This window comes from Nocardiopsis suaedae (assembly GCF_027706745.1).
GTDB classification, from domain to species: domain Bacteria; phylum Actinomycetota; class Actinomycetes; order Streptosporangiales; family Streptosporangiaceae; genus Nocardiopsis_A; species Nocardiopsis_A suaedae.
This window is the reverse complement of the sequence record NZ_JAQFWP010000019.1, coordinates 50,298-65,578: the sequence shown is the minus strand read 5'-3', so window position 1 is coordinate 65,578 and position 15,281 is coordinate 50,298. Positions and strand designations below refer to the sequence as shown.

Annotated in this window: 14 protein-coding genes; 4 read left to right on the top strand and 10 right to left on the bottom strand. The window is 74.0% G+C overall.

The window, feature by feature from the left end:
- Positions 1 to 38 precede the first annotated feature (38 nt).
- The 3 genes from O4U47_RS12440 to O4U47_RS12430 all read right to left on the bottom strand — a co-directional run bounded on the left by O4U47_RS12440 (position 39) and on the right by O4U47_RS12430 (position 3,403).
- On the bottom strand, positions 39 to 224 hold the full coding sequence (locus tag O4U47_RS12440) for a DUF397 domain-containing protein (RefSeq protein WP_270677977.1): 186 nt from the start codon (positions 222 to 224) through the stop codon (positions 39 to 41).
- 315 nt (positions 225 to 539) lie between these two features.
- Positions 540 to 2,504, bottom strand: coding sequence for an AMP-binding protein (locus O4U47_RS12435; RefSeq protein ID WP_270677976.1), 1,965 nt, complete (start codon positions 2,502 to 2,504; stop codon positions 540 to 542).
- Between the two features lie 164 nt (positions 2,505 to 2,668).
- Complete coding sequence (locus O4U47_RS12430; protein WP_270677975.1) at positions 2,669 to 3,403, bottom strand: sporulation protein; 735 nt, start codon at positions 3,401 to 3,403, stop codon at positions 2,669 to 2,671.
- A gap of 191 nt (positions 3,404 to 3,594) precedes the next feature.
- Between O4U47_RS12430 and O4U47_RS12425 the strand changes: the two genes are divergently transcribed.
- On the top strand, positions 3,595 to 4,641 hold the full coding sequence (locus O4U47_RS12425) for a M14 family zinc carboxypeptidase (RefSeq protein WP_270677974.1): 1,047 nt from the start codon (positions 3,595 to 3,597) through the stop codon (positions 4,639 to 4,641).
- 97 nt (positions 4,642 to 4,738) lie between these two features.
- Here O4U47_RS12425 and O4U47_RS12420 read toward each other — a convergent pair whose 3' ends face one another.
- From O4U47_RS12420 to O4U47_RS12395, 6 genes are all read right to left on the bottom strand, one after another.
- Entirely contained in the window at positions 4,739 to 6,028 is a 1,290-nt protein-coding gene (locus O4U47_RS12420; protein ID WP_270677973.1) for a multidrug effflux MFS transporter, read from the bottom strand.
- Between the two features lie 234 nt (positions 6,029 to 6,262).
- A complete protein-coding gene (locus O4U47_RS12415) occupies positions 6,263 to 7,486 on the bottom strand; it encodes an MFS transporter (RefSeq protein WP_270677972.1) in 1,224 nt (407 codons plus the stop codon).
- A 75-nt stretch (positions 7,487 to 7,561) separates the two neighbouring features.
- A complete protein-coding gene (locus O4U47_RS12410) occupies positions 7,562 to 7,996 on the bottom strand; it encodes a MarR family winged helix-turn-helix transcriptional regulator (RefSeq protein ID WP_270677971.1) in 435 nt (144 codons plus the stop codon).
- Between the two features lie 122 nt (positions 7,997 to 8,118).
- Entirely contained in the window at positions 8,119 to 8,490 is a 372-nt protein-coding gene (locus O4U47_RS12405) for a DUF3037 domain-containing protein (protein ID WP_270678007.1), read from the bottom strand.
- Between the two features lie 11 nt (positions 8,491 to 8,501).
- On the bottom strand, positions 8,502 to 9,269 hold the full coding sequence (locus O4U47_RS12400) for a HipA family kinase (protein ID WP_270678006.1): 768 nt from the start codon (positions 9,267 to 9,269) through the stop codon (positions 8,502 to 8,504).
- A 375-nt stretch (positions 9,270 to 9,644) separates the two neighbouring features.
- Positions 9,645 to 10,112, bottom strand: coding sequence for a DoxX family protein (locus tag O4U47_RS12395; protein ID WP_270677970.1), 468 nt, complete (start codon positions 10,110 to 10,112; stop codon positions 9,645 to 9,647).
- 94 nt (positions 10,113 to 10,206) lie between these two features.
- On the opposite strand from O4U47_RS12395, the gene O4U47_RS12390 reads away from it, so the two are divergent.
- The 3 genes from O4U47_RS12390 (at position 10,207) to O4U47_RS12380 (ending at position 13,374) form a co-directional block, all read left to right on the top strand.
- On the top strand, positions 10,207 to 10,773 hold the full coding sequence (locus tag O4U47_RS12390) for a TetR/AcrR family transcriptional regulator (RefSeq protein WP_270677969.1): 567 nt from the start codon (positions 10,207 to 10,209) through the stop codon (positions 10,771 to 10,773).
- Positions 10,774 to 11,051: 278 nt separating this feature from the next.
- A complete protein-coding gene (locus O4U47_RS12385; RefSeq protein ID WP_270677968.1) occupies positions 11,052 to 12,866 on the top strand; it encodes an alkyl/aryl-sulfatase in 1,815 nt (604 codons plus the stop codon).
- Positions 12,867 to 12,954: 88 nt separating this feature from the next.
- Positions 12,955 to 13,374 carry an SAM-dependent methyltransferase gene (locus tag O4U47_RS12380; protein WP_270677967.1) on the top strand — a complete coding sequence of 140 codons (420 nt, stop codon included), beginning with the start codon at positions 12,955 to 12,957 and terminating at the stop codon, positions 13,372 to 13,374.
- A gap of 8 nt (positions 13,375 to 13,382) precedes the next feature.
- On the opposite strand, the gene O4U47_RS12375 is transcribed toward O4U47_RS12380, so the two are convergent.
- Positions 13,383 to 14,417, bottom strand: coding sequence for an NAD(P)-dependent alcohol dehydrogenase (locus tag O4U47_RS12375; protein WP_270677966.1), 1,035 nt, complete (start codon positions 14,415 to 14,417; stop codon positions 13,383 to 13,385).
- Between the last annotated feature and the right edge of the window lie 864 nt (positions 14,418 to 15,281).

The following is a 15,281-nucleotide window of genomic DNA, read 5'->3' as shown; positions in this document are numbered from 1 at the left end:
CCGTGGAGGAACGCCTTCTCGCTACGAAGGCCGGCGGGTCAGGACGCGGACGACCGGCCGTGGGCTCTGAGGAGTGCGACCCGTTCGGCGGAGGGAAGGCCAAGGACCCGGTCCGGGTTCACCGTGTCCTGGACTTCCACCCACCCCTCGTCGTCGATCCGGGCGGCGACGCAGTCGCCTTGCGCCTGAGAGTACGGCGACTTTCCGAACTGCTCAGGGAGCACCGGAAACCCTTCTCATGAAATCACGGCTGTCCGGCGGGGAGAGCGCGTGTGCCGCCGGTTCCGCCCACAGGCGTTGCAGGCCGCGCACCTTGTCCGGTTCCGTGACCAGCCGTCCTCCTGCGGCAGCGAGCTCTCGGTCGAGAGACGTCACGCCATCCTCTCCGAAGCCGCCGCTGTCCACGTTCCGCCTTACCCGGCAGCGATTCGCTGACCGCAGCCGCACGTGCGGGCCGTGCGAGGGAAAAGCCCGCCATCGGCGTTGATCTCGGGAGAAACGACCCTACACGCGCGGTTTTAGGGGCGTTATTCCCGAGATCAACGGGAGTGGGACTCCGGGGAGCGGTACAGGCCCTCGATCTCGTCGGCGAAGGCGCGCAGCACCGCGTCGCGGCACAGTTCGCCCCCGGGCAGGACCAGGCCGCTCTGCACCGTGAACTCCTCGGCCAGCACGTGGAAGGCCCGCACCGCCAGCTGGGGCGGCACCGCCTGGTTGGCCTCGCCCACCGCCGCGCTGATCTCGCGCAGCAGCTCGGGGTCGGAGGCGATCTCCTCCGGCGGGGTGCTCAGCGGCCGGTTGTTCACCAGCCGCCAGTACTCCAGCTGGTCCGAGGCCAGCGTCACCAGCGCCGTGCAGTAGGGGCGCCCCCGGCCGATCACCATCGCCTGGCCGACCAGCGAGTGCGACCGCAGCCGCCGCTCCAGGTCGGCCACCAGCTCCTCCGGTGAGGGCTGGGGCGCGGCCGCGGCCGGACGCTCGGGCTCGGCGGCGCCCGCCCCGGCGGGGCCGTCGGCCCGGGGGTCCCGCGCGTCGTGGGCGCCCTGGGCCGCGGCGCCCCCGGGCGCCGCCTCGGCCCCGCGCGGGCGCACCGGGGCCGCGCAGGCCTGCACCCGCAGCCGCCCCTGCACCGTCACGTACCCGTCGCCGTCGACCTCCCCGGACACACCGGTGGCCAGCCACCCGTCGCGCAGCGCCTCCCGGCTGGCGTCCGGGTCGTTCCAGTAGCCGGGGAACACCCCCGGCCCGCGCACGAACAGCTCTCCGCCGGGCCCAGGGCGCACCTCGGTGCCCTCCACGGCCCGCCCGTGGGTGCCCGCGCGCCGGTCCTCGGGCCCATTGGCGCAGAACGCCCCGCCCGACTCGGCGGTGCCGCCGACCTGCACCAGGGGGACGCCGGCGCCGTTGAAGAAGTGGTCCATCCGCGCGCCCATCGGCGCGCCGGCGACCACGAGCAGCTTGACCCGGCCGCCCAGCGCCTCGCGGATGCGCGTGTACATCCACTCGTACATGGCCTTGGACACCCGCCGCCAGGCGCCCTTGCGCCCGGCCTTGTCGAAGTCCACGGCCAGCTCGGTGGCGGCGCCGAAGGCGTTGTGGTTGTCCCAGCCGGTCTGGCGCGCCTTGTCCGACTCGGCCCGGTACAGCCGCTCCAGCAGCTCAGGGCCGGCCACCAGCACCGTGGGCTTGAACGTGCGCAGCTCGCCCGGCAGGTCGGCCCGGGGCTCCAGCACCCCCAGCCGCACCCGCGCGACCATGCACGCGGCCAGGGCGGCCTGCCCGAAGTGGTCGGCCAGCGGCAGCCGCATCAGCGCGCTGGCCTCCCCCGGCTCCATCCCGGCCAGCGCCGGGGAGAGCCGCCGCACCAGGGCGTCGGCGGCGTCCAGCCGGTTGCCGTGGGTGAGCACCGCCCCCCGCCCGGGACCGGCCACCGACGCCGGGTAGGCGATGACGGCCGGGTCCTCGCGCACGACCTCCTCCATACGGAAGCGCACCGAGGAGGAGTCCATGTAGGCGCCGGGGCGGGTGACGGCCTCCAGCCCCTCGGGGCCGTCCAGGCGCCACACCCGCCCCAGGTCGGGGACCTCGCGGGAGGCCGCCGCGGCGGCGTCGGCCTGGCGGCCGTCCTGCAGCACCACGGCGGCCGGGCGGCAGTCGCGCACCACGGCCAGCAGGCGCTTGGGCGAGCACGCCGCCGGCAGCGGCACCGCCACGGCGCGCACCGCCCACACGGCGAACTGCAGCAGCACCTGGTCGTAGCGGGCGTCGCCGACCAGCACGACCCGGTCGCCCACGCCCACCCCGGCGCCGATGAGCCCCTTGGCCACCGCGGTGACCTCGCTGAGCAGGCGGGCGGAGGTCACCCGCTCCCAGGAGCCGTCGGGGCCGCGCCGGGAGACCACCTCGGCGGCGGGCAGATCCTCCGCGTTGCGGTAGAGCACCCCGGCCAGCCCGTTCAGCGTCCCGGCCGGAACGGCCCCCTGCCACGCGCCGCTCTCCCGCATGCGTCCGCCTTCCCGCTACCTCAGGGTCCGCGCGGTGGCCCCGGTACGGCCGATGCCGACGGGGCGCGCGCGTCGAATCCCGCCCACTGTGCCCGGGTGCGCACCCCCCGTCAACCCGGGTAAGGACCCGCGTACAGGGCGTGACCAGGGGTGATCACCGCGTGTCAGGGCCGCGCGGCCGATTCCAGCCACGCGGACAGCTCGGCCGCGCCCGCGGCCGGGCCGTCGTGGTCCACCGAGCCCTGCCAGGGGGCTCCGTGCCCGTCGCGGCGCTCTGCCAGCACCTGGCAGGCCCGCTCTCCGGTGACGAAGACGATGTCGACCTCGGGGCCGCGGTCGGCGGCGCCGAAGCACAGCTGCTGGTAGAACGGGAGCCGCTGCTCCATGCCGGACACCGTGCCGCGCTCCAGGCGGGCCCGGCGCAGCGGCAGGCCCGCCGCCTCGGCGGCGTCCAGTACGGCGGTGTGCGAGGCCAGCGGGGCCACCGCGACCGGGTCCAGGTCCTCGGGGTCCACGGCGGCCGACACGTGCAGCTGGGTGTACAGGCCCACGCCCATGCCGCGGATCGGCTTGCCGCGGTAGCGGGTCAGCGGGGTCTCCCAGGGCAGCTCCAGCTCGAAGGGCACGTCCACCTTGGCGCGCTCGGCCAGCTCCAGGGACTCCTTGACGCGCTCATGCTTGAGCTGCAGCTCGATGTCCCACTCGACCTCGCCCTTGTCCATCTCCGCGCGGGCCTGCAGCCCCACCGTGACCTCGTCGATGTGCAGGTCGACCTCGCCGCCCTCGACGTGCACCGTTCCGGCCAGCACCCCGCCGGGGCGCACCTCGCCCTCACGCAGGACCGTCTGCACCGCGGCCCCGCCGAATCCCAGGCCGGCCAGCAGCCGCTTGAACTCCATCGTCGGCAACTCCTTCTCGCTCGCACATCGGGGTCCCCTCCGAACCCTAGAGGGTCGGGGCGGCCGTCCGATCCGATGCACCGGGCGAATGCGCGGTTCCCTCCGCTCCCCTCCGTGTTCCCTGCGCGCGCCCGCGCGCGTGCCGTGCGCACCTTGTGCCCCGATGACCACAGAGTGCACAATGCCCCTCCATGAAGCGAAACTGGCGCATCGTTACGGCCGTGACCGCCTTCGCCCTCCTCTCCCCCGCCTCCCCCGCCCTCGCCGACGCCCCCGAGGTCCCCGGCAGGCCCGTCGACCCCCGCCCCAGCACCGAGGAGCTCCGCCGCCACCTCGAGAAGATCGAGAAGCGCAGCCGGGGCGCCGTGGACGTCGCCGCCATCGGCACCACCAACCAGGGCCGCCCGATCTTCAACGCCACCGTCGGCCGGGGCCCGCTGCGGCTGATGTACGTCACCCAGCAGCACGGCGACGAGCCGCTGGGCACGCCCGCCGCGCTCGAACTCCTGGAGGACCTGGGCGTGCGGCCCGGCAGGGACGAACGCGCCGTGCTCGACGGCGTCACCCTGTCCGTGGTGGTGCGCGCCAACCCCGACGGCCACGAGCTCGACCAGCGCTACAACCACGACCCCGACGCCGACCCCGAGTACGGCGAGCCGGGCGTGGGCTACGACCCCAACCGCTACCACTCCCCCGCCCTGGCCCCGGAGGACAACCCGGTCCCCGAGGCGGCGGCGGTGCGGCGCCAGTACGAGGCGTTCGACCCGCACCTGATGGTCGACTACCACATGCAGGGCCGCTACATCGACGACGACGGCGAGGAGATCACCGCCTCGCTCATGTGGCCCACCAACGACGGCGTCGGCGACGGTGAGCGCGACCTGTCCCGCCAGGCGGTGGCGGTCTCGGCGCGGGCCATGGAGGACTCCTACGACGGCGCCAACGCCAGCCTGTACCCGGGCGGCACCTACGAGGGCATCGCCCGCAACGCCTACGGGCTGCTGGGCAGCGGAAGCGTGCTGGTGGAGCTGAGCGCCACCGGCCCGGACATGGAGCAGGCCCAGATCGCCTCGGCCTACGACTCCATGTACGCCCTCGCCGAGAGCGCCGCGGACGGCTCCCTGTTCGCGGTCGACCCGGACAGCGCCGACGACATCCCCGAGCGCGGCGAGCCGCTGCCCGGCGGCGGGCAGGGCCAGGCACAGCCCTTCCACGTCGAGGGCGACGACCTGGACTGACCCGACCTGGACTGCCCCCGCTCCCCGCCCCTGGGGAGCAGGAAGCGGGCCCGGCCGGAGCGCCTCCGTCCGGGCCCGCGGGGGCGGGGCCGCGCGGTCAGACCGCCGCGCGGGCCGTGCGGCGGGCGGTCACCGCGAACACCGCCGCGGCCGCCACCGCGATCGCCCCCATCACCACCGCCATGCTCACCAGGCTCGCCTGCCCCGTCGCGGTCAGCCCCGCCAGCGACGACAGGCCCCCGCCCAGCGCGAACTGCATCGACCCCATGAGCGCCGACGCCGTCCCGGCCACCGACGGCTCCTGGCTGGAGATCGCCAGCGTCGTGGCGTTGGGGAAGACGAACCCCACGCTGAACATCAGCGACCAGAACACCGCCGTCAGCACCGGCAGCGCCCAGCCGCCGGACACCCCGACGGCCGCCAGCACGCCCAGCGCCGCCACCGCGGCCAGCATCCCCGCCAGGCCCCCGGCCAGCCGCCGCGGCGTGCCCACCTTCCCGATCAGGTAGGCGTTGACCTGGGTGCCGATCAGCAGCCCCAGCGTGTTCACCGCGAACACCAGGCTGAACTGCTGCGCGGTGGCCCCCAGCTCGTTCTGCGACACGAAGGAGAAGGAGCTGATGTAGGTGAACATCGCCCCGAAGGCCAGCCCGAGCGTCAGCGCCGGGCCCATGAACCGCACGTCGCGCACCAGGCCGGCCACCGTCCGCGCCAGCGACCCGGCCCGCAGCGGCCGCCGCATCCGGGCCGGGAGGCTCTCCGGCAGCCCGAAGAACACCACCACCCAGCTGGTCGCGGCCACCGCCGCCAGCACCGCGAAGCTGAGCTGCCAGGGCCCCACCCGCAGCAGCTGCCCGCCCAGCACCGGGCCCAGCAGCGGGGCCAGCCCGGTCACCAGCATGAGCCGGGAGAAGAACCGGGCCGCGTCGTCGCCCTCGAACATGTCGCGCACCACCGCGCGGGAGATCACCGCGCCCGCGGCGCCCGCCACCCCCTGCACGAAGCGCAGCCCGGCGAAGACCCCCGCCGAGGGCACCACCATGCACGCCAGCGACGCCAGGGCGAACACGGCCACGCCCACCAGCAGCGGGCGCCGCCGCCCCAGGGAGTCGCTGAGCGGGCCGATCACGAGCTGGCCCACGGCCATGCCGAGCATGATCGCGGTCAGCGTGAGCTGGATCTGGGCCTCGGTGGAGCCCAGGTCCTCGGCGATCACCGGGAACGCCGGGAGGTAGAGGTCGGTCGCCAGCGGCCCGGTCGCGGTGAGCGTGGCCAGGACCAGGACCAGCACCGCCGTGCGGCGGCGCCCCTTTCCGGGCCCCGTGCCGGGAGCCGGTTCCGGGCCTGCGGTGGGCGGCGGGGCGGAGGGCGATGACGCTGGGGACACGCCGGGGGCTCCTTTCGACGGCGGGCGGGCGGGGCGCAAAGAACGGCGCCCCGTCACGGGGCGCCGACTCTCCCGACAACACATTCACGCATACATCCCATCCCCCGACGAAGTGATTTACGCCCCACTCGGCCCCCGGAGACGGCGAGGGGAGCCCCGGTCGGCCTCCCGACCTGGGCTCCCCTGCGCGCGCGGCCCCTTCGCGGGGCGCCGAAGAAACTGTTTCGCGGGCGCTCAGGCCGTGAGCGCCCCCAAGTGGTGCCTGCGCAGCACCAGCACCCCCATGGCCACCAGGCAGCACGCCGCCCCCACCACATAGGGCAGCACCGGGCTGACCTCCTCGCCCAGCTTCGTGGCCACGAACGGCGCCAGCGCGCCGCCCATCCAGCGCACGAAGTTGTACCCGGCCGAGGCCACCGGCCGGGGCGCGTCGGAGACCTCCATCGCCGCCTCGGTGAACACCGTGTTGTTCATGCCGATCGGCACACCGGTCAGCACCACGGCCGCCACCACGCCCGCGCGGGCGTCCAGCCCCGCCGAGACCGCGATCGCGGCCTGGAGCACCAGCAGCAGCCCCAGCGCCACGTGCAGGGTGCGCACCGACCCCAGCCGGTGCTGCAGGCGCGGCGCCACCACCACCGAGGACACCGCCACCAGCACGCCCCAGGAGAAGAACACCGCGCCGATCCCGTAGGGCGACATCCCCAGCACGAACGGCGTGAACGCCAGCACCGTGAAGAAGGCGAAGTTGTAGAAAAGCGCCGTAGTCGCCGTTGTGGACAGCCCGCCGTGCGCCAGCGCGCGCAGCGGGTCGCCCAGCCGCGTCTTCTGGGCCGGCCTGGGCGGCGCCTTGAGCAGCGTGGTGATCAGGATGAAGCCCACCGCCATCAGCACCGCCGTGCCGAAGAACGGTGCCCTCCAGTGCCAGTCGCCCAGCACCGCGCCCACCAGCGGGCCCGACGCGATGCCCACGCCCAGCGCCGCCTCGTACAGCACGATCGCCGACTCCATGCCGCCCACCGCGGCCCCGACGATCACCGACAGCGCGGTTGCCACGAACAGCGCGTTGCCCAGGCCCCAGCCCGCGCGGAACCCGATCAGCTCGCCGACCGACCCCGAGGCGCCCGACAGCGCGGCGAACACCACCACCAGGGCCAGCCCGAGCAGCAGCGTCGCCTTGCCGCCGATGCGGCTGGAGATGAACCCGGTCACCAGCATCGCCACGGCCGTCACCAGGAAGTAGCTGGAGAACAGCAGCGACACCTGGCTGGGCGAGGCCTCCAGCCCCTCGGCGATCGACGGCAGGATCGGGTCGACCAGGCCGATGCCCATGAACGCCACGACGGCGGCTCCCGCCGTCGCCCACACCGAGAGCGGCTGGCGCCACGGGTCCGTCCCCGCCCCCTCAGAGGGCGCGGGGACGGACCGGCCTGCGGGCGGTAAATCCGTAGTGGACATAGACGTCCTATGACCTCCTCGATCAAGCGTCCGCCGTAGGCGGACGGGGGAACCGGTGGATCCGGACGGCAGGACCTACTCCCCGTCCCTGGGGGCGGCGATCTTGCGCAGCGCCGGGAGCGCCGCCTCCACGGCCGCGCGCTCCTGTTCGCTGAGCTCAGCCAGCCGAGCGCCCAGGAAGGCCGCACGCGCCGCGCGCCCCTCCCGCAGCAGCTCGCGCCCGTGCCCGGTGAGCCCCACGGCGACCGCGCGGGCGTCCTCGGCGTCGGGGCCGCGCTCGACCGCGCCCAGCTTCTCCAGCCGGGAGACGTGCGCGGTCATGGTCGGCGTGCGCACACCGTGCTCCTGGGCGAGCGCGGTCATCCGCCGCGGGCCGCCGGACAGCGACCCGAGGACGCCGAGCTGCTGGGCGGAGACCTTCTGGTCGGCGGTGGCCTGCCGGGTCAGCAGGACCAGCTCGCGCAGCGCCGTGGCGAGCCGATGGGCCAGGTCGGGGTGGTGCCGTCGCACCCGGCCAGCATAAACTTAGCTAGCCTAACTAAGCAAATGCCGAAAAAGGGAGTGGGCGCGGACGGGCCCCGCGTCCGCGCCCACCCGGTCTCCCCGCGCCCCTCTTCCCGGGGGCCCACCGCTCAGCCGACCAGCGCGCCCGCCAGCCGCTCCAGCTCCGCCGCCGGGTCGCTCGTCAGCCCCGAGTGGATCGGCCCCGGCTGCACGATCGTGCTGCGCGGCGCGGTCAGCCAGCGGAACCGCGCCCCCTGCGCCTCGGTGCGCGCCGGACCGGCCTCCGCACCGCCCCGGCACACCCGCCGCACCGCCTCCAGCGCCCGGTGCACGCCCTCGACGTCCACCCCCGGGTCGATCGCCCGCAGCCGGTCGGCGTCCAGGCCGCACCGGGCCTCCAGGAACCCGGCCGACTTGCAGTAGACGATCACGCCCGCATTGACCTGCTCACCGCGCTCCAGCCGCGGGACCACCCGCACCAGCGCGTACTCGAAGACCATCGGCCCGCCGCTCACCGGCCCACCTCCGGCAGCCACACACGCTCGGAGGCGCGCGCCAGCAGGTGCTCCACGTAGGCCTCGCGCACCTCGCCGGCCGACCCGAACCCGGCCTCGTCCACCAGCCACTCCTCGGGGACCAGGCCCACCACATCGCGCAGCAGGCCCTCGGTCACGCGCGGCGCCAGCTCGGCGTCGGCGGCGGCCAGGTCCGGCGCGGCGCCGATGAGCACGTGGTCGGAGGCGTCGTAGGGGCGCTTCACCGCCGAGGCCGCGCCCTTCCAGTTGTGGTGGAAGATCAGGGTCGCTCCATGGTCGATCAGATACGGCTCGCCGTGCCAGACGAGCATGTTGGGATTGCGCCAGGAGCGGTCGACGTTGCCGGTGAAGGCGTCGAACCACAGCACGCGCCCGGCGAAGTCCGCCCCGGTCTCATAGACCAGCGGGTCGAAGCCCAACGCCCCCGGCAGGAAGTCCATCCCCAGGTTGAGGCCCCCGCTGGCCTTGAGGAGCTCCTGGACCTCCTCGTCCGGCTCGCCCCGGCCGATGACGGCGTCGAACCGCAAGCGCACCAGCTCGGGCACGGGCAGCCCCAGACGGCGGCCCAGCTCCCCGGCCACCACCTCGGCCACCAGTGCCTTGCGTCCCTGCCCGGCCCCGACGAACTTGGCCACGTACATGCCGAAGTCGTCGGCCTCGACCAACCCTGGGAGCGATCCGCCCTCCCTCAGCGGGAGGACGTACCGCGTCCCCGCAACTTCCCTAAGCACACGCGCCAGAATATCCGCAGGCCGACCCGGGCCCCGCGCGCCCGCGCGGCCCCGCCGGCCGGCGGGGAGCGCCGACTGAAAGATGAGTGCGGCGCAGCCGCACCTCCGTCGTCTCTTCTGGAGCGAGGAGGACCCGCTCCTCGCGCCTTTATCCTGTAGATCTCAATCGCGCGGGCGGTCGCCCCGACCCGTGCCCCCGGGCAGGACGTGCGACACCGTGCGCGTCGGCGTCGACAGACCTCCCTCCCCCGCCTCCTCCCGGGCCGCGGGACGGGGCCCGATCACCCCCTCCGTTCCGCTCCGCCGTGAGAAGGGCGCGGAAGTGGGCGAGTATCCGGCCGCGCCCCGCACGCCTCCGGCCCGCCCCCGCATGAGGCGGCGCCCGCCCTACTCCTGCGGCACGGCGCGGCGGGTGCGGACGCGGTGCACCACCACGCTGAGCGCGGCGGCGAGGAAGACCGCTTGGAGCAGGGTCCGCGGCACCAGCCGGTCGTCCCAGGGGAGCCCTGGCTCCGTGACCGCCCGGTGGACGTTGGCCGGGAACATCACGACCAGCATCACGGCGAGCCCCGCCGCCGACCACGGCGCCGTCCGCGGCCACAGCAGCGCGACCGCGCCGATCAGCTCCAGCCCGCCGGTCGCGGTCACGAGCAGCTCGGGGGCGGGCAGTGCGGGCGGCACCATCGCCACCAGCTCCTCGCGCATCCCGACGAAGTGCGCCAGCCCGGTCACCGTGAACATCAGGGCCAGCCCGCAGCGCACGGCCGCCGGCCAGGGGCGCAGCGCCCGCACCCCGGCCCCGCCCGCCGCCAGCGCCGCCGCCGTGCCCGCGAGCAGGAAGATCAGCGGCGCCATGGCGCTCTCCTCTCCGCCTTCAATCTTTCCATTGACAAGATTCCACGGCGCGGCCGGTCTTGTCAATGACAAGACCGGCGCTAGGCTGGCCGCCATGGCCTACCACCACGGCGACCTCCGCCGGACCCTGATGGCCGCGGCCGCCGACGCGGTCGCCGAATCCGGGGCGGCCGCGATCAGCCTGCGCGAGCTCGCCCGCCGGGCAGGGGTCTCCAACGCCGCGCCGACCCACCACTTCGGCGACAAGGCCGGCCTGCTGACCGCACTCGCGGCCGAGGGCTACGACCTGCTCGCCGACACCGTCACCGGGGCACGGCTCAGCGGCGGCGGGATCGTCGAGATGGGGGTCGCCTACGTCCGGTTCGCCATGGAGCACCCGGGGCATTTCGAGGTGATGTTCCACCCCGCCCTTCACCGCGCCGACGACGAGGAGCTCCCGGCCGCCCGGGCCAGGGCCGGCGACGCCCTGGCCGCGGGCGTGGCCGAGTACGTCGGGCGCCGCCCGGAGGAGGGCGATGCGGAGACCGCGCGCATCGCCGCCTGGTCGCTGGTCCACGGACATGCGACCCTCGTGCTCACCGGCGCGGTCCGCACCGGTGATCCACAGGCCCGGACACGGGCCATCGCGCGGCTCCTGTTTCCCGAGGACGCCGCGCGCTGAAGGGACCCGCCGAGGGGGCGCGGAACGGCGCCCCCTCCGTTCCCTTGCATTGAAGAATGGATGACCGAACCTACCCTGATGGTGGAGGTCCCGCGTCTTCCGGTCGCCGCCGCCGGGTCTTCACTACAGCGGGGACGCGCAGCTCCCGCCGATTTCCGGCGATTCCCACCGAACCCCTGTGGCATACGGATTAATTCGCTGACCTGGCACGCAGAACCCCGGCGGTTTTTACTCCCCTGCTGTTTTACTACGGACCGGCATGGGCGAATGTATTCCCCATGACTCACCTCGACTACGGAGACCGCGGCGACTTCGAGAACGCCGACCGCGGGTTCATCGCCGCCCTGACCCCCGGAATCGTCAAGGACGGGCAAGGGAACACCGTCTGGGACAACGACGTCTTCTCCTCGTTCCTGGACCGGGAGTGCCCTTCGAGCGCGAACCCGTCCCTGTGGAGGCAGTCGCAGCTGTGCGCCAAGCAGGGCCTCTACGAGGTCACCGACGGCATCTACCAGGTCCGCGGCCTGGACCTGTCCAACATGACCCTGGTCGAGGGCGACACCGGCGTCATCGTCATCGACCCCCTCGTCTCCAACGAGACCGCGGCCGCCGCGCTCGCCCTCTACCGGGAGCACCGCGGCGAGCGGCCCGTCACCGGGATGGTCTACACGCACTCGCACATCGACCACTTCGGCGGCGCGGAGGGGATCGTCCCGCCCGGCAACCCCGACGGCGTGCCGATCCTGGCACCGGAGGGGTTCACCGAGCACGCGATCGCCGAGAACGTCTACGCGGGCACCGCCATGTCCCGGCGCGGCATGTACCACACCGGCGCGACGCTGGAGCGGAGCCCCGAGGGCATGATCGGCACCGGGCTCGGGCAGACCGCCTCCACCGGCTCGGTGTCCCTGGTCCCGCCGACCGTCGACGTCACCCGCACCGGGCAGGAGGAGACCGTCGACGGCGTCCGCATCGTCTTCCAGGTCACCCCGGGCACCGAGGCGCCCGCGGAGATGAACTTCCACTTCCCCGGCAAGCGCGCGCTGTGCATGGCCGAGAACGCCTCGCACACCATGCACAACATCCTCACGCTCCGGGGCGCACTGGTCCGCGACGCCCGGGTGTGGTCGCGCTACCTGGACGAGGCCATCACCCTGTTCGCCGGAGCCTCCGACGTCGCCTTCGCCTCGCACCACTGGCCCACCTGGGGGACCGGCGCCATCACCCGCCACCTGTCCGAGCAGCGGGACCTGTACGCCTACATGCACGACCAGACGCTGCGCATGCTCAACCAGGGCATGACCGGCCCCGAGATCGCCGAGCGGATCGAACTGCCCCCGGCCCTGGCGTCGGCCTGGCACGCGCGCGGGTACTACGGGTCGCTCTCGCACAACGTGAAGGCGGTCTACCAGCGCTACATGGGCTGGTTCGACGGCAACCCCGCGCACCTGTGGGAGCACCCGCCGACCGAGCAGGCCCGGCGCTACGTGGACTGCATGGGCGGCACGGCACGGGTCGTCGAACTGGCGGCCGACTACACGTCCAAGGGCGATCTCAGGTTCGCCGCCACCCTGCTCGACCACGCCGTCTTCGCCGACCCCGACGACGCCGGGGCCAAGAGCGCGCTGGCGGGGGTCTACCAGAGCCTCGGGGAGGGCGCGGAGAGCGGCACCTGGCGCAACTTCTACCTGACGGGCGCCAAGGAGCTGCGCGAGGGCGTCACCCCCAACCCGTTCGGCTTCTCCGGCGGCATGGCGGCGGGGCTCAGCGCCGAGCAGGTCTTCGACTCCATGGCCGTGCGCGTCAACGGCCCCAAGGCCTGGGACGAGGACCTGAGCGTCTCCTGGACGATCACCGACACCGGGGAGCGCTACCGCATGACCCTGTCCAACGGGGCGCTGACCCACCGCGCCGAGCCCGAGGGCGCGCCGCCCGCCGACCTGGCGGTCGCCCTCGCCAAGCCGCGCCTGCTCGCGCTGCTGACCGGCGGGGGCGCCGACGGCGTCGCGTTCGACGGGGACCGGTCGGTCCTGGTGCGCCTGCAACAGGTGATGGACCGGCCCGACCCGGACTTCCCGATCGTGACGCCCTGACGCCCGGACCGCCGGCGGACGGGCGGCCGGAACCGGGACCGGTTCCGGCCGCCGCAGCGGGGAGGGCCCACCCGTGCCCCATTAGGGTGTGCGCCGTGAACGCCCCCACTCCCCGCACGGCCGCCCGGACCCCGCCCGGGACGGAGCGGGCGCCGGGCGCCCGCGCATCGACCCGTCCGTCGCGCACTACACCCGCGTCTGGAACCACTGGCTCGGCGGCAAGGACTCCTACGCCTGCGACCGCGCCGTCGGCGACCACGTCGCCGTGAGCCACCCGGTCGTGCATTCGGGCGAAGGCGGCAACACCGAGGCGATGGAGTTCTGGAACGCCAACGCCACGCCGCCGATCAAGGGCCGCTCCCCTGAGCAGGTCGCCGCGCTCCTGGACGGACTGACCGTCCTGCCGCCCGGGGTCGTCTCGTGTTCCCAGTGGCGGCCCGACGTCAGTGCGGGCGGCACCGGCCCCGCCTGGGTCCCCCAGGTCGGCGCGGTCGCCCGCGAGGACTGAGGGCCCGCTCAGGGGACGGCGACGGCGCGCCCCTGGATGCGCCCGGCGTGCATCCGCTCGTAGACCTCGGGCCCCTGTTCCAGGCCGTAGCGCTCGACGTGTACGCCGACCGCCCCCTGGCGGGCCAGGTCGATCAGCTCGATCAGCTCGGAGCGCCCGCCCCAGTACGTGGTGCTGACCGTGGTCCCGTAGGGGAGCGCGCCGAAGCCCACCGGCAGCGCCCCTCCCCCGATGCCCACGATGGTCACGGAGGCGTCCTTCGCGGCGGCCTTGCCCGCCAGGTCCACGGTCGGCTGGGCCCCGACGAAGTCGAACACCGCGTCGGCCCCCTCGCCTCCGGTCAGGTCGCGCACCGCGCCGGGGGCGTCCCCGTCCGAGGGCAGGGCGTGGTGCGCCCCGACCTTCAGGGCAAGGTCCAGGCTCTCCTGGCGCACGTCGAGGGCGACGACCGTGGCGCCGGTCATCGCGCGCAGGAGCTGCACGGCCACGTGGCCCAGCCCTCCGACGCCGATGACGACGGCCGTGGCCCCCGGGTACAGGTGGCGCTGGGCGCGCTTGATCGCGTGGTACGGGGTCAGGCCCGCGTCGGTGAGCGGCACGGTCTGGACGGGGTCCAGGTCCCCGATGGGCACGAGGTGGCGCTGGTCGTCGATCAGGACATAGTCGGCGAGCGCCCCGGGCGCGCCCAGCCCCGGCGGGAAGATGCCCAGCGCCTCGGCACGCTCGCAGTAGTTCTCCATGCCCCGCGCGCACGCACGGCAGACCCCGCACCCCCAGGGGCCGTAGACGAGGACGGACTCGCCCGCCGAAACGGCGGTGACCCCGTCTCCCACCGCCGCGACCGTTCCCGCGCCCTCATGGCCGAGCGTGAGGGGCAGGCGGTAGGGGAACCGGTCGGCCGGCCAGCTCATCACCGCGATGTCGGAGTGGCACACCCCCGCCGCGGTGACCTTGAGCAGGATCTGCCCCGGACCCGGTTCGGGCACCGGGACGTCGTTGACCACTGGCGCCTTGCCGACCTCCACGTACTGCACCGCACGCATGCGCTCCACTCCCCCGTTCCAACGGCCGAAAGGCCCAGACCGGACCCGCTCTCCGTCCTACACCCCGACAGGTCGCCGCGGCCCCAACACTGCCTGGTCAGGGGTTAAAAAGGGTGCGGGGGAAGGGAGCACCTCGCCTCCGCCACCCCCGCGTGAGCGTTTCACCCCAGAACGCCCCTCCCCCTTCGAGTGCCGGACGTCCCGGTTCATCGAGCCATACGTGCTGGCCCGCGGACGACACGGTCGGCCCGAACCGGTCGGAGTCGGGGCGGCCCAAGGGCGAAGGTCGTCAGGCGTCACTCGTCGTCGTCCATCTCGTGCTTGCCGCCGCCCTTCCGACCATCGTCGTCATCGGGGATCTTCCGGCCGGGGAAGTGGCCGTCGCCGCTTGCACGGTCGTGCTTTCCGCCCATGGCACACTCCGCTGATCGGGAGGGCACGGGATCCGTACCCCCAGGCGGGCGCGTGAACGCGGCGGGTGCGCCGACAAGCCCTCTTCGCCGTCCCGAAAACCCTTTGCCGGAGGCGCGCTGAGGCTTCTAGGGTCGGGGCATCATGGGAGCCTTCCAAGCGATTTTCGACGGCCGGACCGCGGTGCGGTCCGGGTTCGTCTACGTTCGCGACCGCGCCGCCGCCCCGGACCGGGTTCCGGGCGTCGGCCGCTGACGCGCGGCGCCGCCACCTGAGCCTCCGCTGAACCGCCCGGCCGCTGCCGCCCGGCGGTTCAGGGCTCTGCTCCGCGCCGCCCTGCGGGCCTGAGCGATCCACCGCCGGCCCGCCCCCTCTGCGGATCCCTGCACGCCGCCATGCCCCCGGTCCGGGGCTCTGTTCCGCCTTGCCCGACGTACATGCGGGCGGGCGGCG